The organism is Pseudomonas sp. E1BtOHC1 (assembly GCF_058744285.1).
This window is the reverse complement of sequence record NZ_CP196023.1, coordinates 6065781-6090784: the sequence shown is the minus strand read 5'-3', so window position 1 is coordinate 6090784 and position 25004 is coordinate 6065781. Positions and strand designations below refer to the sequence as shown.

21 protein-coding genes are annotated in these 25004 nt (G+C 60.3%); 14 read left to right on the top strand and 7 right to left on the bottom strand.

Annotated features, from left to right (window positions below; translation table 11 throughout):
- Positions 1 to 58 precede the first annotated feature (58 nt).
- From ACSSVC_RS27405 to flgE, 6 genes are all read left to right on the top strand, one after another.
- Positions 59 to 991 carry a chemotaxis protein CheV gene (locus ACSSVC_RS27405; RefSeq protein ID WP_102860707.1) on the top strand — a complete coding sequence of 311 codons (933 nt, stop codon included), beginning with the start codon at positions 59 to 61 and terminating at the stop codon, positions 989 to 991.
- A 44-nt stretch (positions 992 to 1035) separates the two neighbouring features.
- Positions 1036 to 1863 carry a protein-glutamate O-methyltransferase CheR gene (gene cheR, locus ACSSVC_RS27400; RefSeq protein WP_011062744.1) on the top strand — a complete coding sequence of 276 codons (828 nt, stop codon included), beginning with the start codon at positions 1036 to 1038 and terminating at the stop codon, positions 1861 to 1863.
- 252 nt (positions 1864 to 2115) lie between these two features.
- The gene (gene flgB, locus ACSSVC_RS27395) at positions 2116 to 2523 is read left to right on the top strand and encodes a flagellar basal body rod protein FlgB (protein ID WP_346632317.1); all 408 of its coding nucleotides are present in this window, start codon (positions 2116 to 2118) and stop codon (positions 2521 to 2523) included.
- Between the two features lie 3 nt (positions 2524 to 2526).
- The gene (gene flgC, locus ACSSVC_RS27390; protein WP_011062742.1) at positions 2527 to 2970 is read left to right on the top strand and encodes a flagellar basal body rod protein FlgC; all 444 of its coding nucleotides are present in this window, start codon (positions 2527 to 2529) and stop codon (positions 2968 to 2970) included.
- 15 nt (positions 2971 to 2985) lie between these two features.
- The gene (gene flgD, locus ACSSVC_RS27385) at positions 2986 to 3717 is read left to right on the top strand and encodes a flagellar hook assembly protein FlgD (RefSeq protein ID WP_346632316.1); all 732 of its coding nucleotides are present in this window, start codon (positions 2986 to 2988) and stop codon (positions 3715 to 3717) included.
- A 29-nt stretch (positions 3718 to 3746) separates the two neighbouring features.
- Positions 3747 to 5090 carry a flagellar hook protein FlgE gene (gene flgE / locus ACSSVC_RS27380; RefSeq protein ID WP_346632315.1) on the top strand — a complete coding sequence of 448 codons (1344 nt, stop codon included), beginning with the start codon at positions 3747 to 3749 and terminating at the stop codon, positions 5088 to 5090.
- A gap of 321 nt (positions 5091 to 5411) precedes the next feature.
- Here the strand turns inward: flgE and ACSSVC_RS27375 are convergent, their stop codons facing one another.
- On the bottom strand, positions 5412 to 8306 hold the full coding sequence (locus tag ACSSVC_RS27375) for a ribonucleoside-diphosphate reductase subunit alpha (protein WP_346632314.1): 2895 nt from the start codon (positions 8304 to 8306) through the stop codon (positions 5412 to 5414).
- Between the two features lie 755 nt (positions 8307 to 9061).
- Here ACSSVC_RS27375 and ACSSVC_RS27370 point away from each other — a divergent pair.
- Together ACSSVC_RS27370 and ACSSVC_RS27365 are read left to right on the top strand one after the other, a co-directional pair.
- Entirely contained in the window at positions 9062 to 9784 is a 723-nt protein-coding gene (locus ACSSVC_RS27370) for a response regulator (RefSeq protein WP_346632313.1), read from the top strand.
- Complete coding sequence (locus ACSSVC_RS27365; RefSeq protein WP_404937500.1) at positions 9781 to 11391, top strand: ATP-binding protein; 1611 nt, start codon at positions 9781 to 9783, stop codon at positions 11389 to 11391. Before ACSSVC_RS27370 ends, ACSSVC_RS27365 begins: the two co-directional genes overlap by 4 nt.
- Here the strand turns inward: ACSSVC_RS27365 and ACSSVC_RS27360 are convergent.
- Complete coding sequence (locus ACSSVC_RS27360; protein WP_404937499.1) at positions 11354 to 12130, bottom strand: 4'-phosphopantetheinyl transferase family protein; 777 nt, start codon at positions 12128 to 12130, stop codon at positions 11354 to 11356. The genes ACSSVC_RS27365 and ACSSVC_RS27360 overlap by 38 nt on opposite strands.
- 221 nt (positions 12131 to 12351) lie before the next feature.
- On the opposite strand from ACSSVC_RS27360, the gene ACSSVC_RS27355 reads away from it, so the two are divergent.
- From ACSSVC_RS27355 to ACSSVC_RS27345, 3 genes are all read left to right on the top strand, one after another.
- The gene (locus tag ACSSVC_RS27355; RefSeq protein ID WP_102860716.1) at positions 12352 to 12954 is read left to right on the top strand and encodes a hypothetical protein; all 603 of its coding nucleotides are present in this window, start codon (positions 12352 to 12354) and stop codon (positions 12952 to 12954) included.
- 120 nt (positions 12955 to 13074) lie between these two features.
- Positions 13075 to 13752 carry a response regulator gene (locus ACSSVC_RS27350; RefSeq protein ID WP_492611715.1) on the top strand — a complete coding sequence of 226 codons (678 nt, stop codon included), beginning with the start codon at positions 13075 to 13077 and terminating at the stop codon, positions 13750 to 13752.
- Positions 13749 to 15095 carry an ATP-binding protein gene (locus ACSSVC_RS27345; protein WP_346632310.1) on the top strand — a complete coding sequence of 449 codons (1347 nt, stop codon included), beginning with the start codon at positions 13749 to 13751 and terminating at the stop codon, positions 15093 to 15095. The genes ACSSVC_RS27350 and ACSSVC_RS27345 overlap by 4 nt, the downstream gene beginning before the upstream one ends.
- A gap of 12 nt (positions 15096 to 15107) precedes the next feature.
- Here the strand turns inward: ACSSVC_RS27345 and ACSSVC_RS27340 are convergent, their stop codons facing one another.
- Complete coding sequence (locus ACSSVC_RS27340; protein ID WP_346632309.1) at positions 15108 to 16106, bottom strand: AraC family transcriptional regulator; 999 nt, start codon at positions 16104 to 16106, stop codon at positions 15108 to 15110.
- 332 nt (positions 16107 to 16438) lie between these two features.
- Here ACSSVC_RS27340 and ACSSVC_RS27335 point away from each other — a divergent pair, with 332 nt between their 5' ends.
- Positions 16439 to 17770, top strand: a complete 1332-nt coding sequence (locus tag ACSSVC_RS27335) for a dicarboxylate/amino acid:cation symporter (protein WP_346632308.1) — start codon at positions 16439 to 16441, stop codon at positions 17768 to 17770.
- Between the two features lie 147 nt (positions 17771 to 17917).
- Positions 17918 to 19099 carry a CaiB/BaiF CoA transferase family protein gene (locus ACSSVC_RS27330; RefSeq protein ID WP_346632307.1) on the top strand — a complete coding sequence of 394 codons (1182 nt, stop codon included), beginning with the start codon at positions 17918 to 17920 and terminating at the stop codon, positions 19097 to 19099.
- 33 nt (positions 19100 to 19132) lie between these two features.
- Here ACSSVC_RS27330 and ACSSVC_RS27325 read toward each other — a convergent pair whose 3' ends face one another.
- Positions 19133 to 19627 (bottom strand): SprT family zinc-dependent metalloprotease, encoded by a 495-nt coding sequence (locus tag ACSSVC_RS27325; RefSeq protein ID WP_346632306.1) that lies wholly within the window; start codon positions 19625 to 19627, stop codon positions 19133 to 19135.
- A gap of 151 nt (positions 19628 to 19778) precedes the next feature.
- A complete protein-coding gene (locus ACSSVC_RS27320) occupies positions 19779 to 20381 on the bottom strand; it encodes a Yip1 family protein (protein ID WP_123726910.1) in 603 nt (200 codons plus the stop codon).
- Positions 20382 to 20673: 292 nt separating this feature from the next.
- Between ACSSVC_RS27320 and ttcA the strand changes: the two genes are divergently transcribed.
- Positions 20674 to 21498: a tRNA 2-thiocytidine(32) synthetase TtcA gene (gene ttcA, locus ACSSVC_RS27315; RefSeq protein WP_346632305.1), complete on the top strand. Its 825-nt coding sequence runs from the start codon at positions 20674 to 20676 to the stop codon at positions 21496 to 21498.
- 58 nt (positions 21499 to 21556) lie between these two features.
- Here the strand turns inward: ttcA and ACSSVC_RS27310 are convergent, their stop codons facing one another.
- Together ACSSVC_RS27310 and arnT are read right to left on the bottom strand one after the other, a co-directional pair.
- The gene (locus ACSSVC_RS27310; protein WP_446439232.1) at positions 21557 to 23092 is read right to left on the bottom strand and encodes an ArnT family glycosyltransferase; all 1536 of its coding nucleotides are present in this window, start codon (positions 23090 to 23092) and stop codon (positions 21557 to 21559) included.
- Positions 23093 to 23194: 102 nt separating this feature from the next.
- Positions 23195 to 24928, bottom strand: coding sequence for a lipid IV(A) 4-amino-4-deoxy-L-arabinosyltransferase (gene arnT / locus ACSSVC_RS27305; RefSeq protein WP_404937498.1), 1734 nt, complete (start codon positions 24926 to 24928; stop codon positions 23195 to 23197).
- Between the last annotated feature and the right edge of the window lie 76 nt (positions 24929 to 25004).

Sequence of the window (25004 nt, the reverse complement as noted above, 5' to 3'; positions counted from 1 at the left end):
CGCCGTGCCGTTTAGTGATGAGCGTGCGTCGGATCTTAAAGCTTTGGGGAGTCTGGGCATGGCTGGTGTAATGGATTCGGTAAACCAGCGCACGCAATTGGTTGGGCAGAATCGCCTGGAGTTGCTGCTGTTCCGTCTGGACGGCGAGCAACTCTACGGGATCAACGTATTCAAGGTTCGCGAGGTGCTGCAATGCCCCAAGCTGACCCTGATGCCCAAATCCAACCCTGTGGTGTGCGGTGTCGCGAATATTCGAGGGGCGACCATTCCGATCCTGGATCTGGCAATGGCCACAGGTTCGGGTGGGTTGCAGGATCAAAGCAATCCGTTCGTCATCATCACTGAGTACAACACCAAGACCCAGGGGTTTTTGGTGCGCTCGGTGGAGCGTATCGTCAATATGAACTGGGAAGAGATCCATCCGCCGCCCAAAGGGACTGGTCGCGATCACTACCTGACGGCGGTAACTCGGGTGGACAACCAGTTGGTCGAGATCATCGACGTTGAAAAGGTTTTGGCGGAAGTCGCCCCCACTTCCGAGTCGATCTCGGTGGGCGTGGTGGACGTCGAAACTCAGCACAAGGCTGTATCCCTGCGAGTGCTGACCGTTGACGACTCGTCAGTGGCGCGTAAACAGGTTACTCGCTGCCTGCAGACTGTGGGTGTCGAGGTGGTGGCGCTGAACGATGGCCGGCAGGCGCTGGACTACCTGCGCAAGCTGGTGGATGAGGGCAAGAAGCCGGAAGAGGAATTCCTCATGATGATTTCCGACATCGAGATGCCCGAAATGGACGGTTACACCCTCACGGCCGAGATACGTAGCGATCCACGCATGCAAAAGCTGCATATCATCCTGCATACTTCGTTGTCAGGGGTGTTCAATCAGGCGATGGTGAAGAAGGTCGGTGCCGATGACTTCCTTGCCAAGTTCCGTCCTGATGACCTGGCATCCCGGGTAGTCGACCGGATCAAAGCAGCAGACCACAGCTGAGGGCATCAGCCCCTGGCGAACATAAGATTTAAGAGGCGGCAGCATTGTCTACGGGTAATTTGGATTTTGAACAGTTCCGGGTCTTCCTGGAAAAAGCCTGTGGTATTTTGCTCGGGGAAAACAAGCAATATCTCGTCTCGAGCCGTCTCAACAAACTGATGGAGCAGCAAGGCATCAAAACCTTGGGTGAGCTGGTTCAGCGGATTCAGACCCAGCCGCGCAGCGGATTGCGCGAGATGGTGGTGGATGCGATGACGACCAACGAAACCTTGTGGTTTCGTGACACCTATCCCTTCGAAGTGTTGAAGAACAAGGTGCTTCCCGAGGCCATCAAGGCCAGCCCCAATCAGCGCCTGCGGATCTGGTCGGCGGCATGCTCGTCTGGGCAGGAACCCTATTCTTTGTCGATGTCCATCGATGAGTTCGAGCGCAGCAACATGGGCCAGTTAAAGATGGGGGTGCAGATTGTTGCTACCGATCTGTCCGGGACCATGCTCAATAACTGTAAGACCGGCGAATACGATAGCCTGGCCATTGGCCGTGGTTTGTCGGCCGAGCGCCTGCAGCGCTACTTCGACCCTAAAGGGCCGGGGCGCTGGGTAGTCAAGGCACCGATCAAGAGTCGGGTGGAGTTTCGCTCGTTCAACCTGCTGGACAGCTACGCCAGCCTAGGCAAGTTCGACATCGTGTTCTGTCGCAATGTGCTGATCTACTTCTCGGCCGAGGTCAAGAAGGACATCCTGATGCGCATTCACAGCACTCTGAAGCCTGGCGGTTACCTGTTCCTGGGCGCTTCCGAAGCGCTCAATGGTCTGCCGGATCATTATCAGATGGTGCAATGCAGCCCGGGGATCATCTACCAGGCGAAGTGATTGATTGTTGCGGCAATAAAAAAGGAGGCCTCAGGGCCTCCTTTTTTGTGGGCGTCATTTTATCGGGTGGCTGGGCTAAAAGCGGCAGCTCGATTGCCGCTTTGCCGGCGTTTCGCGGAAATCCATTGCCGCTTTTCTGGCATTGCCGCCTTGCCGCTGCCGTAGAGCCCTTGATTTACGGGGCTCCTTGACTTGGCACGTAGCTTGCTAAGTCAAGGTTACGAAAAATCAGGTCACCCGAAGGTTTCCGACATGAGCATCAGCTTCGATAAAGCGCTCGGTATTCACGAACAAGCTCTTGGCTTTCGCGCCAAGCGTGCCGAAGTGCTGGCCAACAACATCGCCAACGCCGACACCCCGAACTACAAGGCTCGGGACCTGGACTTCTCCGCTGTGCTCGCCGAGCAGAACGACAAGGCCAAGAACGGCAGCTTCGCGCTGAACATGACCAATACCCGGCATATCGAAGCCCAGGGCCTGGGCAGTGGCGACGAGTCGCTGCTGTATCGCACGCCGATGCAACCTTCGATCGACCAGAACACCGTGGATGCTCAGTTGGAGCAATCGAGCTACGCACAGAACTCGGTGGACTTCCAAGCCAGCTTCACGCTGCTCAACAGCAAATTCAAAGGGCTGGTTGCAGCCCTGCGCGGAGAGTAATCCATGTCCCTTGCCAGTGTTTTCAATATTGCCGGTAGTGGCATGAGCGCTCAGACCACTCGTCTGAACACCGTCGCCAGTAACATCGCCAACGCCGAGAGCGTGTCGTCGAGCATCGACCAGACTTACCGCGCTCGTCACCCGGTGTTTGCCACCATGTTTCAGGGCGCCCAGAGCGGTGGCAGCGATTCGCTGTTCCAGAACCAGGACGCTGCAGGCCAAGGCGTACAGGTGCTGGGTGTAGTGGAAGACCAGAGCAATCTGGAAGCTCGCTACGAACCGAACCACCCGGCTGCGGATGCCAAAGGTTACGTCTACTACCCCAACGTCAACGTGGTGGAAGAAATGGCCGACATGATTTCCGCCAGTCGCTCGTTCCAGACCAACGCTGAAATGATGAACACCGCCAAAACCATGATGCAGAAGGTCCTGACCCTGGGTCAGTGATAAGGGGCGAAGCCAATGAGCGTTACGGATACCACCAGCGGCCCATCCCTTAAGGATGTACTGGCCAACTCGTCGAAGAAGACCGCGAACACCACCAGCGCCGACGGCCTGGCGGCAGCGACGAACAGCACCACCGGTAAGCAGGCCCTGGGCAAGGACGCGTTTCTCAAGTTGTTGGTGACCCAGCTGAACAACCAGAACCCGCTGGATCCTCAGGACAACAGTGCGTTCGTTGCCCAGTTGGCGCAGTTCTCTACCCTGGAAGGGATCACGACCCTTAATACCTCGGTGAACTCCATCACTGGCAATTACAAATCGTCTCAGGCTCTGCAGGCTTCGTCCCTGGTAGGTCGCTCGGTGATCGTCCAGTCCGGCACCACTCAGGTGGACACCAGCAAGAGCATGACCGGTTCGGTGACCGTTCCGGCTGGCGTCAGCTCGGTCAAAGTGACCATCACCGACAAGGATGGCAACACCGTCAAGACCATCGACATGGGCAGCCAGAAGGCCGGCAACGCCAGCTTTGTCTGGGATGGCACCAAGACCGACGGGACCAAGGCGGCCCCGGGTAACTACACCTTCAAGGCCAGCACCACCATCGACGGCAAGGGCACTGACCTGATCACTTATCTGCCGGCGACAGTCAACAGCGTCACCATCAGCCAGACCGGCGGAGAGTTGATGCTGAACCTGGCAGGACTGAGCAGCCCGATTGCCCTGTCCAAAGTACAAACCATTGGTATCTAGAGCCGACTAACCGGCACAAGGAGTGGAATATGTCTTTCAATATCGGCCTTAGCGGTCTCTACGCTGCCAACAAACAGCTGGACGTCACCGGCAACAACATCGCCAACGTCGCGACCACCGGTTTCAAATCTTCCCGCGCAGAATTCTCCGACGTCTACTCGGCCACCAAGCTGGGCAGCGGCACCCAGGTGATTGGTAACGGCGTACGCCTGTCCAACGTTTCCCAGCAGTTCACCAATGGTGATATCAGCAACACTGGCAACGTGCTGGACATGGGCATTCAGGGGCAGGGCTTTTTCGTGCTCAGCACCAACGGCTCGCTGACCTACACCCGTGCCGGTACCTTCAAGACCGACAAGGAAGGCTTCATCACCAACAGTGATGGCACTGCGCGCCTGCAAGGCTATGCCGTAGATGCCAACGGCAAGATCATCAACGGTGTATTGACCGACCTGCGGATCGATACCTCGAACCTGTCGCCCAAGCCAACCGACTCGATCTCCTCGACGATCAACCTGAATTCCGATTCGACTCCGATCAATGTGGCTTCGACCGCTCCGGTTTATGTGTTCAATCCGACCGACAACACCACCTACACCAAGTCGTTCAGTACTCCGGTGTATGACACTCAGGGCAACAAGCACGTCATGGATCAGTACATGATCAAGACGCCGAACGCCAATGAGTGGCAAACCTACACGCTGATTGATGGTCGCAATCCGGACGGTACTGCATTCACCATGGCCAACCAGTCGCCGATCACCATGAAGTTCGACTCGTCGGGCAAGCTCAGCAGCATGACCCCGCCAGCTGCGCCTGGGACCACGCCGTACACCATTACCGGTAACAGCATTGTCATGTCGGCTGCTGCCTGGACTCCGGGTACCGTCACCAATGGCGTGTTCACTCCTAACGGTGCCAAGCCAGCGCCGAACGGCGTCAGCATCGACATGACCAAAACCGGTTCGGTGTTCGGCGAAAGCACTCGCTCGATCATCGCGCAGAACGGCTACTCCACTGGCCAGATCAGCAGCCTGACCATCGATGGCACCGGTGTAATGCTGGCCAACTTCAGCAACGAGCAGACCAAGGCGATCGGTCAGATTTCCCTGGCCAGCTTCACCAACGAGCAAGGTCTGCAGCCGGTAGGCGGCACTCAGTGGAAAGAGACCTACTCGTCCGGTATTCCAGGTTATGACGCTCCGAAGACCGGCACCCTGGGAGCGATCCAGTCCAACTCCCTGGAAGAGTCCAACGTTAACCTGACCAATGAGCTGGTGAACCTGATCAAGGCTCAGAGCAACTATCAGGCGAACGCCAAGACCATCTCCACCCAGAGCACCATCATGCAGACCATCATCCAGATGACCTGATGCTGGTTCGCTTGAGCGCTGTACAAAAAGCCCCTCGATGAGGGGCTTTTTTATGCCCGCTTGCCCATGTTCGTTATCGACGGCAGGTTCCTGGAGGTGCACTGGTTTGAGCAGGGCGTGCCTGTGCAGGTGTGCAGGCGGGCTGGCTTGTGTAGGGGCTGGCTTGCCAGCGAAGGCATCCTTGAAGCTTGTGCAGCGCTCGGGGGCTTCTTCGCCGGCAAGCCGGCTCCTGCGGTTTTGTTGGGGGCAAAAGAAAACCCCCGATAAGCCGGAGGCCTATCGGGGGTTGGCACAGGCGCCATAGGCGCCTGTCAGCTCAGCTTATTGGCAGGCTTCGCAGTCCGGCTCGTCGATGGCGCAAGCCTTCGGCACTGGAGCAGGACCGGCTGGCGCAGCCAGGACCGAGTCGTCACCGTGGTTGCCACCGCTGGAAACAGCGTTCAGCTTGCCGGTGTTGATGGTGGACTTCTCGGTGCTGGTGGCGGCCAGGGCGCGGAGGTAGTAGGTGGTTTTCAGGCCACGGTACCAAGCCATGCGGTAGGTCACGTCCAGCTTCTTGCCCGAGGCGCCGGCGATGTACAGGTTCAGCGACTGAGCCTGGTCGATCCACTTCTGGCGACGGCTGGCAGCGTCGACGATCCACTTGGTTTCCACTTCGAAGGCGGTCGCGTAGAGCTCTTTGAGTTCTTGCGGGATGCGCTCGATCTGTTGCACTGAACCGTCGTAGTACTTCAGGTCGTTGATCATGACCGAGTCCCACAGGCCGCGAGCCTTGAGGTCGCGAACCAGGTACGGGTTGATCACGGTGAATTCGCCCGACAGGTTCGATTTCACGTAGAGGTTCTGGTAGGTCGGTTCGATCGACTGCGATACGCCGGTGATGTTGGCGATGGTCGCGGTCGGTGCGATGGCCATGATGTTGGAGTTACGAATGCCTTTCTGCACGCGGGCACGTACCGGCGCCCAGTCCAGGGTTTCGTTGAGGTCCACATCGATGTACTTCTGGCCACGGGCCTCGATCAGGATCTGTTGCGAATCCAACGGCAGGATGCCTTTGGACCACAGCGAACCCTGGAACGTCTCGTAGGCGCCGCGCTCGTCGGCCAGGTCGCAGGAAGCCTGGATTGCGTAGTAGCTGACCGCTTCCATGGACTTGTCGGCGAACTCGACGGCAGCGTCGGAACCGTAAGCGATGTGCTGCAGGTACAGCGCGTCCTGGAAGCCCATGATGCCCAGGCCGACCGGACGGTGCTTGAAGTTGGAGTTCTTCGCTTGCGGCACCGAGTAGTAGTTGATGTCGATCACGTTATCGAGCATGCGCACGGCGGTGTTCACGGTGCGTTCCAGCTTGGCGGTGTCCAGCTTGCCGTTGACGATGTGGTTCGGCAGGTTGATCGAGCCCAGGTTGCAAACGGCGATCTCGTCCTTGTTGGTGTTCAAGGTGATCTCGGTGCACAGGTTCGAGCTGTGGACCACGCCCACGTGCTGCTGCGGGCTGCGCAGGTTGCACGGGTCTTTGAAAGTCAGCCATGGGTGGCCGGTTTCAAACAGCATGGAGAGCATTTTGCGCCACAGGTCTTTGGCCTGGATGGTCTTGAACAGTTTGACCTTGCCCGGGTACTCGGTCAGGGCTTCGTAGTACTCGTAGCGCTCTTCGAAGGCCTTGCCGGTCAGGTCGTGCAGATCCGGTACTTCGGACGGCGAGAACAGGGTCCACTTGCCGTCATCGAAGACACGCTTCATGAACAGGTCAGGGATCCAGTTGGCGGTGTTCATGTCGTGGGTACGACGACGATCATCACCGGTGTTCTTGCGCAGCTCGATGAACTCTTCGATGTCCATGTGCCAGGTTTCCAGGTAGGCACACACAGCGCCTTTGCGCTTGCCACCCTGGTTAACGGCAACGGCGGTGTCGTTGACCACTTTCAGGAACGGCACGACGCCCTGGGATTTGCCGTTGGTGCCCTTGATGTACGAGCCCAGCGCACGAACCGGAGTCCAGTCGTTGCCCAGGCCGCCGGCAAATTTCGACAGCATGGCGTTGTCGTGGATGGCGCCGTAGATGCCCGACAGGTCGTCTGGAACGGTGGTCAGGTAGCAGCTCGACAGCTGTGGACGCAGGGTGCCGGCGTTGAACAGGGTTGGGGTCGAAGCCATGTAGTCGAAGGACGACAACAGGTTGTAGAACTCAATGGCGCGGTCTTCACGCTGCTTCTCTTCGATCGCCAGGCCCATGGCCACGCGCATGAAGAAGATCTGCGGCAGTTCGAAGCGGATACCGTCCTTGTGGATGAAGTAACGGTCGTACAGGGTTTGCAGGCCCAGGTAGGTGAACTGCTGGTCGCGCTCGTGGTTGATCGCCTTGCCGAGTTTTTCCAGGTCGAACTCAGCCAGTACCGGGTTCAGCAATTCGAACTCGATACCCTTGGCGACGTAGGCTGGCAGTGCCTTGGCGTACAGGTCGGCCATTTCGTGGTGAGTGGCGCTTTCGGCCACTTCGAGGAAGCCCAGGCCTTCGGCACGCAGGGTATCCATCAGCAGGCGGGCGGTGACGAACGAGTAGTTCGGCTCGCGCTCGACCAGGGTGCGGGCGGTCATCACCAAGGCGGTGTTGACGTCTTTCAGGGCCACGCCGTCGTAGAGGTTTTTCAGGGTTTCGCGCTGAATCAGATCGCCATCGACTTCTTCCAGGCCTTCACAGGCTTCGCTGACGATGGTGTTCAGACGGCCCATGTCCAGAGGAGCGAAGCTGCCATCGGCGCGGGTGATGCGGATCGATGGGTGGGCTTGTACCGGCTCTTCGCCGGTGGAGCGAGTGGCGCGTTCCTTGGCACGCGAGTCGCGGTAGATCACGTAGTCACGGGCAACTTTCTGCTCGCCGGCGCGCATCAGGGCCAGCTCTACCTGGTCCTGGATCTCTTCGATGTGGATGGTGCCGCCCGAAGGCATGCGACGCTTGAAGGTCGCGGTAACCTGTTCGGTCAGGCGCGCCACGGTGTCGTGGATTCGCGACGAGGCAGCGGCGGTGCCGCCTTCAACTGCGAGGAACGCTTTGGTGATAGCGACGGTGATCTTGTCATCGGTGTAAGCAACGACAGTGCCGTTACGCTTGATCACGCGCAATTGGCCAGGGGCGGTAGCAGACAGATCCAGATTGGAATCGGCGGCCTGCGGCGCATTGGCCTGCGGGTTCTCGCGAGTTGTGTCGGTTTGCATGGGTGTCTCCACGTTCTCTATGTTTGTTTGGGCACCAATGAGGTGCCCACCGTTCCGTCCTGAAGCACTACAGCCGGCAGAGGCCGGGCATAACGACTTCGGGACAGTTCAGGAAGGGGGCTGTTGGCGCCGCTTCCATGCCGAAGTCATGGTGTCGAGCCTGGGCTCGGCACCTTATTCCTGGTGGGTGACAGTCTTGTTGCTGCAACACCCGTACCGCTTTCTCCTGGACAGGGTGGAAAACGATGCCATCCGCACGCGCGGTCTTGGTCTTCTGAAACAGCGATTGGTTCCACCAAACGGGGCAAGAAAAGGGCTTGAGTTTCTTGTCTGAATTGTGTTTGGTTTTTTGCGTAAAACCCTAGATATAGGTGTTTTTGGCCGGCGGGCTACAAGATAATGCGTTTGGGGGGCTGATTGCAACGTGCTGCCTGTGGATAAGGTTGTGCGTAAATTGTGTATGGACTGGGTAAAACTCGCGGAGGCCGCAGTCCTAGTGCATGGAACCGTTTGTCACTGTTTTTTACCGCCGGAAATTGCCTTGGGCGGATTTTTGCGGGCGCGAACCCTATCACAAAAAATCCCCCTGACCGAGTCGTTTTAGTCGCTTGTGTGTGGGGCGATCCCGGTTGCTACAATCCGTCGCGGTTCATGGGGTGCTGACGGCGTTTTCCATGGCCGGTTATCCGTCTTTTTCATGACAAAAAGACGGGTGCCTTCCTTCCAGTGAGTGCTGGCAATAAAAGAGGTCGAGCGTGGAGCAAGAAGCCTGGCAGGTACTGATTGTCGAGGATGACCAGCGTCTGGCTGAGTTGACCCGTGAATATCTGGAGAGCAACGGCTTGCAGGTGGCCATCGAGGGCAACGGCGCTCGGGCTGCAGCCAGGATCATTGCCGAGCAGCCAGACCTGGTGATTCTCGACCTGATGCTGCCCGGCGAAGACGGCCTGAGTATCTGTCGCAAGGTCCGGGCTCGCTATGACGGGCCAATTCTCATGCTCACCGCCCGTACCGATGACATGGATCAGGTCATGGGCCTGGACCTGGGGGCCGACGACTATGTCTGCAAGCCGGTGCGCCCGCGTTTGTTGCTGGCGCGGATCCAGGCCTTGCTGCGGCGCAGCGAGGCACCGGAGCCTGCCCAGGAGAAAACCCGGCGCCTGCAATTCGGTCCCCTGGTGGTGGACAATGCCCTGCGCGAAGCATGGCTGAGCGATGTCGGCATCGAGCTGACCAGTGCCGAGTTCGATCTGTTGTGGCTGCTGGTGGTGAACGCCGGGCGAATACTGTCCCGTGAGGAAATTTTCACCGCTCTGCGCGGCATAGGTTATGACGGCCAGGATCGTTCCATCGATGTGCGCATCTCGCGCATCCGGCCCAAGATCGGCGACGACCCGGAGCACCCTCGACTGATCAAGACCATTCGCAGCAAGGGCTATCTGTTCGTTCCCGAAGCCGCCGCCGACTTGCCCTCGTGAACTCCATCTTCCTGCGTATCTATGGCGGCATGTGCGCCGCGCTGATCCTGGTGGCGCTGCTGGGGGTGCTGGCTCTGCACCTGCTCAACGAAGTGCGCAGCGAGCAGTACCGCGAACGACTGGCCCACGGCACCTTCTCGCTGATGGCGGACAACCTCAAGCCCATGAGCGAAATCGAGCGTCGCCGCGCGCTGGCGGTGTGGGAGCGGTTGTTGGGGATTCCCCTGCGCCTGAAGACCTTCAGCCAGACCGACCTGGACAGCAGCCAGCGTGGCCGAGTCCTGCGGGGGCAGGCGCTGGTGGAGCAGACCGGGCCCTTCGCCGCCCGGGTTTATCGCCTGGTTAGTGAGAAGGAGCAGTTGCTGCTCAGTGCCGAAGTGCAACAGATCAGCGAGCAACTGGCCCGGGCAACCATCTATCTGCTGGCGGACGAGTTGGTACGGTATCCGGTGGCGGAGCAGCCCGAGCGCCTGGCGGCGTTAAAGAAGGCCAAGGGTTTTGGTTTCGACATGCACCTGTCCACCCAGGATGCTGCCGATATGGATGATGACCAGCGCCGGCGGGTGGCCGAGGGCGATACGGTGATGGCCTTGGGCAAGGGCGGTGACTCGATCCGGGTATTCGCGGGGCTGGTGGGTACGCCCTGGGTCCTGGAAATCGGCCCGCTGTATCAGATGAACCCTTATCCGCCGCAATGGCTGGTGCTGATTGCCGTGCTCGGCCTGAGTTTGATTGGCCTGATCGTCTATTTATTGGTGCGCCAGTTGGAGCGACGTCTCAGCGGCCTGGAATCGGCAGCCACGAAGATTGCCAAGGGCAGCCTGGAAACCCGCGTGCCGGCTCGTGGCGTGGATTCGGTGGGGCGCCTGGCGGCTGCATTCAACGGCATGGCCGAGCATCTGCAGCGCTTGCTGGCGATCCAGCGCGAACTGGTGCGGGCGGTCTCTCATGAGTTGCGTACACCGGTGGCTCGGTTGCGTTTCGGCCTGGAGATGATTGCTTCGGCAAGTACCGATCAGGCACGGCAGAAGTACCTGGACGGCATGGACAACGATATTCAGGATCTGGATCGGCTGGTGGACGAGATGCTCACCTATGCCCGCCTGGAACAGGGCTCGCCGGCCTTGAACTTCCAGCGTATCGATCTGGATGCGCTGATCAACCAAGTGATCAGCGAGCTGGCGCCCTTGCGGGCCAACCTCAAGGTCCAGCGTGGGCTGTGCCTGTCCGCGGCCGAGTGCGACGGCGCCTGGGTCGAGGCTGAGCCGCGCTATCTGCACCGAGCGCTGCAGAATCTGGTGAGCAATGCCATGCGCCATGCGGAATCCCAGGTCACCGTCAGTTATCAGGTGGGCCAGTTGCGCTGTCGGGTGGATGTGGAGGATGACGGTCCCGGCGTACCGGAAAGTGCCTGGGAAAAGATCTTCACGCCTTTTCTGCGCCTGGATGACAGCCGTACCCGGGCTTCCGGCGGCCATGGGCTGGGGCTGTCGATTGTGCGGCGAATCATCCATTGGCACGATGGCCGGGCCCTGATCAGCAAGAGCAAGAGCCTCGGGGGCGCCTGCTTCAGCCTGAGCTGGCCCCGGCAGCAGGAACCCCGCTGACAATTGTCGGGGGAGCAGCCTTGATGGCGATCAGGCTGAGCAACTGGTCGCCCTCGACCACGAACTGCCCCTGTAGCTCACTGCCGTGGTGCCATTCTTCGTTCAGGTCCGTCAGTAGACGCACTCGGACCTGGCCCTCGGGGGACCATTCCAGTACCTCGGCGTGCTCGAAGTAGAAGTTTTTCTGCACCAGCGGATACAGGGTCTTGTACAGGCTTTCCTTGATCGAGAAGGTCAGGGTCACCGCCAGGGCGTGCAATGCGGGGGGCAACAGGTCCAGGCGTTGCAGTTCCGTCGGAGTGAGGATCTGCTGCGCCAGATTGGCGGCGCGCTCATTGCTCAGCAGTGTTTCCAAATCCAGCCCCAAGGCTCGCCAGTGCTGTTTGTCGGCGACAATGGCGGCGGCGCGTCCAGTGCTATGGGTGATAGAGCCGCAGATATGCTCGGGCCAGATCGGCGCCCGGTCGGCCCCGATCGGGGGAACCCAATCCATGCGCTGCAGTTGCCACAGGGCGGCCCGGGCACACAGGCGGCCGGCAAGGAACTCGGCCTGGCGCTTGGCTACCGAGCGCTGGATGCTTGGTGGCGCTTCAATGCCGCTGCGCTGGAAATCATCTGCAGCCAAGTGCCCGGGATTGAACCGAGTGCTCAGCCAAAGGGTATGGGGCAATGCCTCCGGCAGGGGCCAGGACGCATCCAGAGAGGTACAGCAAGCGGGGAGAGGGGGGAGTGCATTCATGGCTGCTAGTTTGCCGGGTTGAAGAGTTCGAGGGTAGCGGTGTGTGGCGCAGAGAGGGGACTCAGAAGGCTAGGCGAGAGCCGTTGTGCAGGTAGAACGCCTCAAAACAGCCAGATGGATCTGGTTCAGGCGAGGTTAAGAGTGTGTTCAGGGGGAGTTCAGGGCGGGCTGTTTACTCTAGCCCCGTACCCAAAAAGCCAATAGCGCAAAGGAAACTTCCTATGACTTCATTGAAAAAACTGATCCTGGCCTTTACCGTTCTCGGCGCCAGCGCCGCCGTCCAAGCCGCTGACAGCAACTTCGCCAGCCTGACCTACGGCCAGACCAGCGACAAGGTTAAAAAATCCAGCCAGCTCAACAGCAATCTCGGCCACCCGAACGCCGATGGTGTGATCGGCAAGGACAACACCTGGGGTGTGCGCTTCGGTCAACAGAATGACCAGGGCCGTTACTACGCCACTTACGATTACGTTTCCGGCTCTCACAATGGCATTAAACTGCGTCAGCAAAACCTGCTGGGCAGTTACGATATGTTCCTGCCGGTGACCAGCAGCACCAAGCTGTTTGGCGGCGCTACCGCCGGCTTGACCAAGCTGACCCAGGAGTCCCCGGGCTTCAGCCGTGACAGTGACATCGGTTACGCGGTGGGAGTGCAGGCTGGTGTCCTGCAGCAGGTTTCACAAAACACGTCGGTGGAGCTCGGCTACCGTTACCTGCGCAGCAATGCCGGGACCGAGATGAGCGAGCGGGGCGGCAGCAAGCAAGGTTCTTTGAGCCTTACCAGCAGCGCCCAGACTTATCTGTCGGCCAACTACGCTTTCTAAATAAGCGGCCTGGCCTGAACCGCGCCGGATCGTGCCTTGGGCACGGTCCGGCGCTGGCGCATTGATCGTCAGGGCGCAAGGGCGCCCTTGGAGATGTCGAATTTTGCCTGGGAGAGCGTTATGAAGTTGCTGGTCGTCGAAGATGAGGCGCTGTTGCGCCATCACCTGCAAACCCGCCTCACCGACAGTGGCCATGTGGTCGAGTCTGTGACGAACGCCGAAGAGGCGTTGTATCAGACCGAGCAGTTCAATCACGATCTGGCGGTGATCGACCTGGGGTTGCCCGGCATGGGCGGACTGGATCTGATCCGCCAGCTACGTGCCCGTGGCAAGACGTTTCCGATCCTCATCCTCACCGCCCGCGGCAACTGGCAGGACAAGGTTGAAGGCCTGGCCGCCGGTGCCGACGATTATGTGGTCAAGCCGTTTCAGTTCGAAGAGCTGGATGCACGGCTCAATGCGTTGTTGCGGCGCTCCAGTGGTTTTACCCAGTCCACCATCATTGCTGGCCCGTTGCTGCTGGACCTGAACCGCAAGCAGGCGTCCCTGGATGAGCAGCCCCTGGCCCTGACCGCCTACGAATATCGGATCCTCGAGTACCTGATGCGCCATCACCAGCAGGTGGTGGCCAAGGACCGGCTGATGGAGCAGTTGTACCCGGACGATGACGAGCGTGATCCGAACGTCATCGAGGTGCTGGTGGGGCGGCTGCGGCGCAAGTTGGAAGGTCCGTCGGGCTTCAAGCCGATTGATACGGTGCGCGGCCTGGGCTACTTGTTCAACGAGCGCTGCCGATGATTCGATCGCTGCGCCTGCGGCTGATGCTGGCGGCGACCACCCTGGCGGTGCTGTTCATGCTGGCGTTGCTGCCGGCCATGCAGGGGGCCTTCAGCCTGGCGCTGCAGGACTCCATCGAGCAGCGCCTGGCTTCCGATGTCACCACCCTGATTTCAGCGGCGCGAATTGAAAACAATCGCCTGCAGATGCCCGCGCAACTGCCGGACGAGCGCTTCAATCTCGCCGACAGTCGCTTGCTGGGCTACATCTATGACCGAGAGGGGCACCTGGTCTGGCGTTCCCGGGCCACCCAGGAAGAGAACATCAATTACCGGCCGCGGTACGACGGGCGCGGTAACGAGTTCGCCAGAATCCGTGAAGCCAATGGCCAGGAGTTCTTCGTCTACGACGTCGAGATCAAGTTGCTGGGGGGCAAGAACGCGGCCTTCAGTATCGTTGCATTGCAGCCGGTGCGTGAGTACCAGCAGACCCTGGAAGGGGTCAGGGAAAACCTCTATCTGGGCTTTGGTGCGGCGTTGCTGGTGCTCCTGGCATTGCTCTGGCTGGGGCTGACCTGGGGCTTGCAGGCCCTGCGGCGCTTGAGTCAGGAGCTGGACCAGATCGAGAGCGGTACCCGCCAAAGCCTCAGTGAGGAGCATCCGCGGGAGCTGTTGCGCCTGACCGGTTCCTTGAACCGTCTGCTGCAAAGCGAGCGCGAGCAGCGCAGTCGCTACCGGGACTCCCTGGATGATCTGGCCCACAGCCTGAAAACCCCGCTGACGGTGTTGCAAGGGGTCAGCGAGGACATGGCGCAGCGGCCTCAGGATCGGGAGCAGGCCTGGGTCCTGCAGACGCAGATCGAACGCATGAGCCAGCAGATCAGCTACCAGTTGCAGCGTGCCAGCTTGCGCAAGAGTGGCCTGGTGCGCCATCAGGTGCGTCTGCGACCGGTTCTGCAAAGCTTGTGCGACACCCTGGACAAGGTCTATCGCGACAAGCAGGTGCGCGTGTCCTTCGATTTGCCCGAGCGCTGCTATGTGCCGATCGAGCAGGGTGCCTTGCTGGAGTTGCTTGGCAACCTGCTGGAGAACGCCTACCGCCTGTGCCTGAGTTCGGTGCGCATCAGTGTGCGCGAGACTCTGGACGGTTCTGAGCTGTGTGTTGAGGACGATGGTCCTGGCGTGCCGCCGGATCAGCGGGCACGGATTCTCCAGCGTGGTGAGCGTCTTGATCGCCAGCATCCAGGGCAGGGCATAGGCCTGGCAGTGGTCAAGGACATCATCGAAAGTTACGGTGCACAGTTGACCCTGGGGGACTCTGCCCTGGGCGGTGCGGCCTTCAGGATTCACTTCCCGGCGCTGTAAAGGGCGCTTTCGCTACTGCTCCCGGGCGCGATAGGCGCCTGGGGTCAGGCCAGTCCATTTCTTGAATGCCCGATGAAAGGCCGAGGGTTCGGAAAAGCCCAGTTGCTCGGCGATCTGTTGCAATGACAGGTCGGCCCGCCCCAGGTGGTAGATGGCGATGTCGCGGCGCAGTTCATCCTTCAGCTCCTGAAAGCTCGAACCTTCTTCTCGTAGATGGCGGCGCAATGTCTGTGGGCTGACGTGCAGGTGCTGGGCAACGCTTTCCAGGTCGGGCCAGCGCTCCCGGTCACGGCTGAGCAGATGCCGCAACTGGCTGCTGAGGCTATCGCCCTGGTCCGGGCGTGACAAAAGGTCGGCGGGGGAGCGCTCGAGGAAGTGCTTGAGGGTACGTTCATCCTGTAACAGCGGCATGCCCAGGTAGCGACTGTGGAACAGCAGGCTGCTGTGTTCCTGGCTGAACAGCAGTGGGCAGGGGAACAGCAAATCGTATTCCGCGCCGTGTTCGGGTTTCGGGTAGCTGAAGCAGGCTTGCTCAAGACGTATGCGCTGGCCGATCAACCAGCTGCCCAGACGATGCCAGATCACCAGCAGGCTTTCGCTGAGAAAATGCTCTGGGTCCCATAGCTCAGAATCATCCAGGCTCAGGCGAGCCATATCCCCTTCACGCGTCAGACGAAGGCGCGGAGCTTGCGCAAACAAGCTATAAAATAATAAGCCGCGATTGAGCGCTTTTTCCAAGGTGCGGCAGTGGATCAGCGCGTGGCACATCATGGCAAAGGTTCCGCGTTTACTGGGGCCATGGCCGAAGCCCAGGTACTCATCGTCCAACGCCAGCCACAGTTGCTGCAGCAGACAGGTGAATTGCTCGGGGGCGATGCGTGCCTTGGGCTGGCTCAGGAGTTCGGGGCCAATGCCCAGCTGCTGCAGCAGCGGCCCGTAATCGTAGCCGCGACGACGTGCACCGCCTAAGGCGGCACGGGCAAAGTGGCTGGCGATGGTGCGTTCGCGCATGAAGGCTGGTCCGTCCATTGAGTGGCGGATGTTAGCCAGCCCCCCATGAGGGAACAAGGCGGATATCCGCCAAATTGTAGGACGAGACTCGGTAGATGGGCGGAAATCCGCCAGCTGCGCCGGGTGCAAGGGATGCAAAGATCGGCTCGACCCCTGATGTCTAAAGGCCTGTAGGGCTTTTTTACAAGGTGGCACGGGCTTTGCGATAGAGCCGGAAGATCTGCCAGCACGCAGCTCGACACAACAAATCCCTCCAGCGCAGGAGGGTTCGCACTTTAGGCACCGCATGCATCGACGGACGCTGCATACCGGGGCTCTTGAGGAACTTTGCAATGACGACTCGTCAGCCACTGTACAAATCCCTGTATTTCCAGGTGATCGTTGCCATCGCCATCGGCATCCTGCTCGGTCACTTCTATCCTCAGACCGGCGTGGCCCTCAAGCCCCTGGGTGATGGGTTCATCAAACTGATCAAGATGGTCATTGCGCCGATCATTTTCTGCACCGTGGTGAGTGGTATCGCCGGCATGCAGAACATGAAATCGGTGGGCAAGACTGGCGGCTACGCGCTGCTGTACTTCGAAATCGTCTCCACCATTGCCCTGCTGATCGGCCTGATCGTGGTCAACGTGGTGCAGCCGGGTGCAGGCATGCACATCGACGCCTCGACCCTGGATGCTTCGAAAGTCGCGGCCTATGTGACTGCGGGCAATGACCAGAGCATTGTCGGCTTCATCCTCAACGTGATCCCGTCGACCATCGTCGGTGCCTTCGCCAACGGCGACATCCTGCAAGTGCTGATGTTCTCGGTGATCTTCGGTTTCGCCCTGCATCGCCTGGGTGCCTACGGCAAGCCGGTGCTGGACTTCATCGACCGCTTCGCCCACGTGATGTTCAACATCATCAACATGATCATGAAGCTCGCGCCCCTGGGTGCGCTGGGTGCCATGGCCTTCACCATCGGTGCCTACGGCGTCGGCTCCCTGGTGCAACTGGGCCAGTTGATGATCTGCTTCTACATCACCTGCGTGGTGTTCGTGCTGGTGGTCCTGGGGGCCATCTGCCGCGCCCACGGCTTTAGCGTGATCAAGCTGATCCGCTACATCCGCGAAGAACTGCTGATCGTGCTGGGCACCTCGTCCTCGGAATCGGCCCTGCCACGCATGCTGATCAAGATGGAGCGCCTGGGTGCCAAGAAGTCGGTGGTCGGCCTGGTGATTCCTACCGGTTACTCCTTCAACCTGGACGGTACCTCGATCTACCTGACCATGGCCGCGGTGTTCATTGCCCAGGCAACTGATACCCACATGGACATCACTCACCAGATCACCCTGCTGCTAGTGCTGCTGCTGTCCTCCAAAGGCGCTGCGGGTGTCACCGGCAGTGGCTTCATCGTTCTGGCCGCTACCCTGTCGGCCGTGGGTCACCTGCCGGTGGCTGGTCTGGCGCTGATTCTGGGTATCGACCGCTTCATGTCCGAAGCCCGTGCCCTGACCAACCTGGTGGGCAATGCCGTGGCTACCCTGGTAGTCGCCAAGTGGGTCAAGGAGCTGGACGAAGACAAACTGCAGGTCGAGCTGGCGTCTGGTGGCCGTGCGATCACCGACACCCGTGAAACCGACGATCTGGGTGTGGCCGAAGGTCCGGCGCCGAGCATCAAGTAAGTCTTGCTGAATATAAGAAACCCGCTGCGGCGGGTTTTTTATTGCCTGGAGATTGAGCGCAACGGTCAGTCCGGCTGACCGTTGTGGTAATTGTTGCGCTGCTCGCGGCTGCCTACTCTGAGGCAGTCGATCAAGAGGAGAGGGCACATGCAAGGGCCGTTGGCGTCACTCAAGGTACTGGATTTCTCCACCCTGTTGCCGGGGCCGTTCGCCTCGCTGCTGCTGGCGGACATGGGGGCCGAGGTGCTGCGCATCGAGTCGCCGACTCGCATGGACCTGCTGCGGGTGCTACCGCCCCACGATCACGGCGTATCCGCCAGTCACGCCTATCTCAACCGCAATAAGCGCAGCCTGGCCCTGGACCTCAAGCGGCCTGAGGCGCTGGAGGTGATCCGGCAACTGCTGCAGGACCATGACATCGTTCTCGAACAGTTTCGCCCGGGCGTGATGGAGCGCCTGGGGTTGGGGTACGAGGCCTTGAAGGCGATCAATCCGCGGCTGATCTACGTCTCCATTACCGGCTATGGTCAGACCGGGCCCTACAAGGACCGCGCCGGCCACGACATCAACTACCTGGCCCTGGCCGGGCTCGCCAGCCAGACCGGGCGTCGCGACCAGGGCCCGTTGCCTCTGGGCATCCAGGCGGCGGATATCGCCGGGGGCTCGCTGCACGGCGTGATCGGTCTGCTGGCGGCGGTGATCGCCCGGCAGCACAGCGGGCAGGGCCAGCACCTGGATATCAGCATGACCGATTGCGTGTTCAGCCTGAACGCCATGGCCGGAGCCGGTTACCTGGCCTGCGGGGTTGAGCCGGGGATGGAGCAACAGGTGCTCAATGGTGGCAGCTTCTACGACTACTACCGCAGCCGGGATGGTCGTTGGCTATCGGTGGGCAGCCTGGAGCCGGTGTTCATGCAGCAGCTGTGTCAGGCCCTGGAGCGGCCGGAACTGGCAGCCCAGGGCTTGTCCCCCCTGCCCGAGCAGCAAAGGGCCCTCAAGCAGGCCTTGCAGATCGAGTTCGAGAAACACGACTTCGCCGAGCTTTGCCAGTTGTTCGCCGGGCTCGACGCTTGTGTCGAACCAGTGCTGAGCTTGGCCGAGGCGGTGGAGCATCCCCAATTGCAGGCCCGGCAACTGGTAAGCCAGGTCCCCCGGGAAGACGGTAGCCTCCAGGCACAGATGGCATGTCCGCTGAAGTTCTCCGAGGGTTTGCCCGAGCCGCGGCATATCGGCGCCAGGCTGGGCGCCCATTCCGATCAGGTGCTGGCGGAGCTTGGTTACAGCGCTGAGCGTATCGAGGAGCTGCGGCGCAACCAGATCATCGCGTAGGCGTCGGCTTGTCGGCGAAGCACGTTGGCGCCATCACTCGACCCTGGTTTCTCCGCTGTAGACCAGGGTGTGCCGACAGCGTCGACACAAGTAGCGACGCCCCTGAGCCACCAGCTTGTGGCGTTGCGCCGAAAACGGAAAATCGCTTTCGGCGCAGGGGCAGCGGTAGATGTAGCGGGTCACGCTGCGACGTTTGACGTCATAGGTGTGGCAACGATTGGGCGGCAGTTCATACACCCCGCGCATGATCAGTTGCCATTCCTCACCGTGGGGCTGAATGCGTTCGCCAAACAACTGATGGGCGATCAGGTGCGCGACTTCGTGGGCCACGGTCTGCTTGAGGAAGTCTTCGCTGTTTTCCCGGTACAGCTGCGGATTGAAGCGCAGCAGGTTTTCGTGCAAATGGGCGACCCCGGCTTTCTGGCCTCGTAATTTGAGGCTGACCACCGGGCGTTTGAAAGGACGTTTGAAAAAGGATTCAGCGAGTAGGAAACAGTCTTCGACGCGGGTATTGAGTTGCTCGGGCATGCTTAACGGCTCTCCAGAGTGGCTGAGTATGCCGCAAAGACCGGCGAATCCGAATCGTCCAGGCGCCGAATGGTCGTCGGATCGCGTCCATTAAGAAGGCCGCCTTGCGGCGGCCTGTGTTGGCAGATGGAGGATTATTATTGGTGCGGCGTCAGTTGGTGTACACGGGGCCGACGCCCAGGCCCCAGACAATCACGGTGAAGGCCATGATCGCTACCAGCACCACCAGTCCTACCGCCAGGACCGAGCTGGAAAACAGGAATCCCTCGTCCGACGGGATGTTCATGAAAGTCGGGAGCCCGACGTAGAGCAGGTACACCGTGTAGCAGATCGCCGCCGTGCCGATGATCATCCCCAGCCACATATGGGGATACAGCGCCGCCAGGCCGCCGACGAACAGCGGTGTCGCGGTGTAGGTGGCAAAAGCGACGCAGCGCGCCAGGCTCGGGCTGGCGTCATAGGTCCGGGCCATCCAGTGGATGAAGGCCCCCATCACCGCCACGCCGCCGAGCATGGCCAGGTACGACATGATGGTCATCCACAGGGCGCTTTCCATGGTCAGCATCACCGGCGCGCGGTTGCCGATGACCCAGCCGACCTGGGTGGTGCCGATAAAGGCCGAGATGGCGGGGATCGCTGCCAGAATCAGCGTGTGGGTCAGGTACATGTGGCTGATGCTTTCCTCTGCATCGCCACGGATGTCTCGCCATTCCTGATCGGGGTGGGTGAAGAGTCCTACGACATGATGAATCATGGTCAGTCACTCCTTTATTGTTGCCATCGCCCCCCAACGGAGCGCTTACAGCCAAGTGGCACAGTCAGTATAGGTCTATATATGCATGCGACCTTATGTCGCAGTATAGGGAGGAGTTTTCGTCAGATGTGCGCACCTTTAGAGCAAATCGCGCTGTAAAACCCCAGGGTAATCGCGGGTGTGTCTGTCACCGCAGCCCCGGAGAGCGCTGCGTTGCGACGCTTTCAAGGGACCGGGGTTTTTGCGTAAAATGTCCGGCTTTTCGTCACATACCTCGCGGATTCCAAGCGCCATGGGCACTCTTACGGTCAACCAGAACAAACTGCAGAAACGCCTTCGCCGACAGGCGGGCGAAGCGGTCGCCGACTTCAACATGATCGAAGAGGGCGACAAGGTCATGGTCTGCCTGTCCGGCGGCAAGGACAGCTACACCATGCTCGACGTGCTGTTGCACCTGCAGAAGGTGGCGCCGATCAAGTTCGAGATCGTCGCGGTGAACATGGACCAGAAGCAACCCGGTTTCCCCGAGCATGTACTGCCGGCCTACCTCAAGGAGTTGGGGATCGAGTACCACATCGTCGAGAAGGACACTTACTCGGTGGTCAAGGAACTGATACCGGAAGGCAAGACCACCTGCTCACTGTGCTCGCGCCTGCGTCGTGGCACCCTGTACACCTTCGCTGATGAGATTGGTGCCACCAAGATGGCCCTCGGTCACCATCGTGACGACATCGTCGAGACCTTCTTCCTCAACATGTTCTACAACGGTTCGCTCAAGGCCATGCCGCCCAAGCTGCTGGCCGATGACGGGCGCAATGTGGTGATCCGCCCGCTGGCCTACTGCAGCGAGAAGGACATTCAGGCCTACTCCGACCTCAAGCAATTCCCGATCATTCCCTGCAATCTCTGCGGTTCCCAGGAGAACCTGCAACGTCAGGTGGTCAAGGAAATGCTCCAGGAGTGGGAGCGCAAGAGCCCGGGGCGTACTGAAAGCATTTTCCGCGGCCTGCAGAACGTGATCCCTTCGCAACTGGCGGATCGCAATCTGTTCGACTTCACCAACCTGCGCATCGACGACAGCGCCACGCCGCGTTTCGTCAATGTGGTGAATCTCTGATCCGTTCTCGCTGAGCTTCCATCTCCATGCCGGTTGCTATCCGGCGTGGCGAGGCGCTTCAGGCCCCGGGGGCCTGCGGAATGAAGGCGACACTGCCCTCGGATTTTTTTTTCGCCAGCCGCTCACCGTTGGTCGGCAGTGTGCGGATCAGTTGATGATCCTTGCCCAAGTAGCTGAGCATCGACGGTTCGTTCTGACTCTGTCGCACCAGGATCAGAGTGCGTTGGGGGTCCCAATGCTGGCCGCTGGTCTTGTCCAGCCAGGCCATGAAGTCCGCGCTGGTGCCGGAACGAGGGAAGTCCTGGGTTTCGGCGACGTAATAGAAGGGCGCTCCCTGATTCTGCAGGTACAGCGGCACTTTGTTATCCACCTCGACCATCACCATCCGCCATTGATTCCAGGGGGCAATCCGGCTTGCCTCGGCCCTGACCTGCGTGCCGAACTGGATGACACCGCCTCCGCCATTGCTCCAGGGATAGGCCACCCCCAGCACCAGCAGCAGGACCAGCGCTGCGCTGGCAAAGCCTATGGTCCAGTTGCGTTCGCTGTGCTTGCCGCTGGCGCGTCGTTGTAGCAGGTGGCGGTTCAGCCACCAGCCTCCTAATAGTTGGGCGAAGGGCACCAGAGGCAGGACGTAATAGCTGCGCCGACTGCCGCTGGCAGTGAAAAACAGAAACAACAAGCCCAGAGCCCAGACCAGCCAGCGCTCATTGGGTTGTAGCTGGCGCCAGTGACGCGCCGCTACCCAGAGGGCGAGTACCCAGCAGGGTGCCCAGGGCAAGGTGTAGGCCGGCAGGTAGATCAGGTAGGTATAGATCGGCCCGACATGGTCGAAAGGGTCGAAGAAACGCTGCACATTTTCCCGGAACACCAAGCTCAGCCCGCTTTCACCGTAGGTCGGGGCGCCATACAGGTGCGAGAGCACGAACGGCACCATGTACAGCAGGGCAGCCATCAGCAACGCCAGGCACAGGCGTGGATTGAGGTGACGCTTCCAGCGTCCCTGGCTCAGCAGGTGTGGCAGCAGGATGAGCCCCGGCAGGACGAAACCGATCAATCCCTTGAGCAGTGAAGTCGCCGCCAACAGCAGGAAGAACAGGCAATAGCGACTCAGGCGGGTATCTTCGGGTCCTCGCCAGTACCACCACACCGCTGCCAGCACTCCACACACGGTGAGAATGTCCGCGGTGGCCACCCGTGCCCAGAATGCAAAGTAGAAGGTGGTGGCCAGCATCCAGCCGGCGATCAGCCCGGTGCCCTTGTGAAACAGTTGCTCGCCAAGCAGGTACACCAGCCAGATGCTCAGCCATCCGGCGAGCACCGAGGACAGCCGCAGCGACCAGTGCCCCAGGCCTCCGGTCAGCCAGGCGCTGGCGGTGATCAGCCAGTAGGACGGCAGGGGTTTGTCGTAATAGGGGGCGCCCTTGAGATAGGGGTCGAAGTAGTCGCCACTCTGCAGCATCTGCAAGGCAATGTTGGCCCAGCGGGTTTCCGCCCCCCACAGCTCACGGGAGCCCAGGCCGAGGAGCAGGATCAGGGCGCTGACGCCCAGAAGCAGGGCCAGGGCCTTGCGTTCGCTGTTGCAGCTTTTCATGGGCGGATTTCTGCAGGCTGTATGTGGGAGGAAGGTGCAAGAAGCGCCAGCGCCGACGGTGGTCGACGCTGACGCTCTCAGGCAGGTGTCAAGGCAGGCAGGTCAGGGTTGAGCGGCCGGTAGGATCAGGATCAGCATGTTGCCTTGTTCGTAGCGCTTGCCCCCCGGTGGAAGCAGGGCGACTTCTTCGTTCTCCAGTACGTCCTTGACCCGCATTACCACACCCACCGATCCCTGTTTTCGCGCGTCACTGACCCATTGGCCGACGTCGGCCATGCTGACCTTGCGCTGGGCCGACTCAGGATAGGCCAGACCGTATTTCAATTCGCCCTCGGTGTTGTACAGCGCCACGTCCGAGCGCTGCAGGCGCCAGGCCAGCGCTGAGGCAGCCCCCAGGTCGTTGCTCAGCAGGCGGTCGGTCTGCTTGAGTTCCGCAAGGTGCTCCTTGATGAACTGGTCCGGCATCTTGTTGTGCACGATCAAGCCGGGCATTCCCGCAGGCAGCAGCGCCACCAGCAGCCAGATGCCCAGTGCCGGTGCTGCCCAGTAGTTGAGCGGCCGGGAGGCCGGCAGCAGGTTGGCGATGATCCAGCCCATGAGCATGATGAACACCAGGGACAGGCTGAGCATTTCGTCGTGGCCGTACACCGGCCGCGTGATCTGGATCACCACCAGCGCTACCAGTGCAGCGACGCCGATCAGCAGGTTGAGCAGGCTGTTGAGGCGAACAGTCCGGGTCTTGCCTGCGCTGATCCACTGGATCAGTGCGTGGCCCATGAGCACGGCCAAGGGCAGCAGGCAGGGCATGATGTAGGTCGGCAGCTTGCCGCGGCTCAGGCTGAAGAACGCCAACGGCAGCAGCAACCACAGCAGCAGGTAACCGGTGGCCGCCTGGTGCTTGTCCTTCCAGGCCTGAATCAGAGTGCCGGGCAGCAAGGCGGCCCAGGGCAGGCTCGAGACCACCAGCAGCGGCAGGTAGAACCACCAGGGGCGAGTGTGCTGGGCATTCTCGGCGGCAAAGCGACGGATATGTTCATGCCAGAAGAAAAACCGCCAGAAATCGGGTTCATGGGCATGGATGCTCAACACCCAGGGCAGGCTGATGGCAATCGCCACCAGCACCGCCACCAGGCCATAACGCAGTAACTCGCCGAAGCGTCGTTGCCAGAGCATGTAGGGCAGGGCGATCAGCACTGGCAGCAACCAGGCCAGGAACCCCTTGGTCATGAAGCCCATGCCGCAGGCGGCGCCCAAGGTGCCCCAAGCCAGCAACCGGCCGCGCAGGGTCTGGCTGCCCAGGGCGAACCAGAGCGCCACCAGGCTGAGGTTGACCCACAAGGTGAACTGGGGATCGAGATTGGAGTACCCGGCTTGCCCGGCGATCAGGCCGAAGCTCATATAAAGCAGGGCAGCGGCAAAACTCTTGCGCGGGTCGCTCCAGATCCGGCGAGTGATCAGGTAAGCCAGCAGTACGCTGAGGCCGGTGCTCAGGGCCGAGGCAACACGTACCCCGAACAGGTTGTCACCGAACACTGCCTGGCCGATGGCGATCATCCAGTAGCCGGCAATGGGTTTTTCGAAGTAGCGGATGCCCATGAAGTGCGGAGACACCCAATCCCCGCTGAGCAGCATCTCCTGGCTGATCTGTGCGTAGCGGGTTTCATCCGGAATCCAAAGGCCGTGGCTGGTCAGTGGCAGCAGGTAGAACAGTGCGAAGGCCAGCAGCAAGAAGGGTATTGCCCAGCGTTGGATGCCGCTGGTTGCACTCCCGCCCAGGGTATAGCCGGAAGGCGTGGTGCTTGTTCCATAAGCTTGGGGCGGTAAAGTGCGCTGCATTTGTGTCCTCTAAGTCATTTGTCGAAAGCGGTGGCTTGTTACGTTCATTAGGTATCACTGATGAACGGTAAATTGT

Excerpts from the sequence above, each read along its gene's own strand:
- ACSSVC_RS27345 (WP_346632310.1), top strand. The coding sequence starts at position 13,749 with ATGATTCGATCGCTGCGCCTGCGGCTGATGCTGGCGGCGACCACCCTG.
- ttcA (WP_346632305.1), top strand. The coding sequence starts at position 20,674 with ATGGGCACTCTTACGGTCAACCAGAACAAACTGCAGAAACGCCTTCGC.
- ACSSVC_RS27360 (WP_404937499.1), bottom strand. The coding sequence starts at position 12,130 with ATGAATGCACTCCCCCCTCTCCCCGCTTGCTGTACCTCTCTGGATGCG.
- flgD (WP_346632316.1), top strand. The coding sequence starts at position 2,986 with ATGAGCGTTACGGATACCACCAGCGGCCCATCCCTTAAGGATGTACTG.
- ACSSVC_RS27330 (WP_346632307.1), top strand. The coding sequence starts at position 17,918 with ATGCAAGGGCCGTTGGCGTCACTCAAGGTACTGGATTTCTCCACCCTG.
- flgE (WP_346632315.1), top strand. The coding sequence starts at position 3,747 with ATGTCTTTCAATATCGGCCTTAGCGGTCTCTACGCTGCCAACAAACAG.
- ACSSVC_RS27320 (WP_123726910.1), bottom strand. The coding sequence starts at position 20,381 with ATGATTCATCATGTCGTAGGACTCTTCACCCACCCCGATCAGGAATGG.
- ACSSVC_RS27375 (WP_346632314.1), bottom strand. The coding sequence starts at position 8,306 with ATGCAAACCGACACAACTCGCGAGAACCCGCAGGCCAATGCGCCGCAG.
- ACSSVC_RS27340 (WP_346632309.1), bottom strand. The coding sequence starts at position 16,106 with ATGCGCGAACGCACCATCGCCAGCCACTTTGCCCGTGCCGCCTTAGGC.
- ACSSVC_RS27310 (WP_446439232.1), bottom strand. The coding sequence starts at position 23,092 with ATGAAAAGCTGCAACAGCGAACGCAAGGCCCTGGCCCTGCTTCTGGGC.
- ACSSVC_RS27325 (WP_346632306.1), bottom strand. The coding sequence starts at position 19,627 with ATGCCCGAGCAACTCAATACCCGCGTCGAAGACTGTTTCCTACTCGCT.
- ACSSVC_RS27335 (WP_346632308.1), top strand. The coding sequence starts at position 16,439 with ATGACGACTCGTCAGCCACTGTACAAATCCCTGTATTTCCAGGTGATC.
- ACSSVC_RS27355 (WP_102860716.1), top strand. The coding sequence starts at position 12,352 with ATGACTTCATTGAAAAAACTGATCCTGGCCTTTACCGTTCTCGGCGCC.
- flgC (WP_011062742.1), top strand. The coding sequence starts at position 2,527 with ATGTCCCTTGCCAGTGTTTTCAATATTGCCGGTAGTGGCATGAGCGCT.
- ACSSVC_RS27405 (WP_102860707.1), top strand. The coding sequence starts at position 59 with ATGGCTGGTGTAATGGATTCGGTAAACCAGCGCACGCAATTGGTTGGG.
- flgB (WP_346632317.1), top strand. The coding sequence starts at position 2,116 with ATGAGCATCAGCTTCGATAAAGCGCTCGGTATTCACGAACAAGCTCTT.
- ACSSVC_RS27350 (WP_492611715.1), top strand. The coding sequence starts at position 13,075 with ATGAAGTTGCTGGTCGTCGAAGATGAGGCGCTGTTGCGCCATCACCTG.
- arnT (WP_404937498.1), bottom strand. The coding sequence starts at position 24,928 with ATGCAGCGCACTTTACCGCCCCAAGCTTATGGAACAAGCACCACGCCT.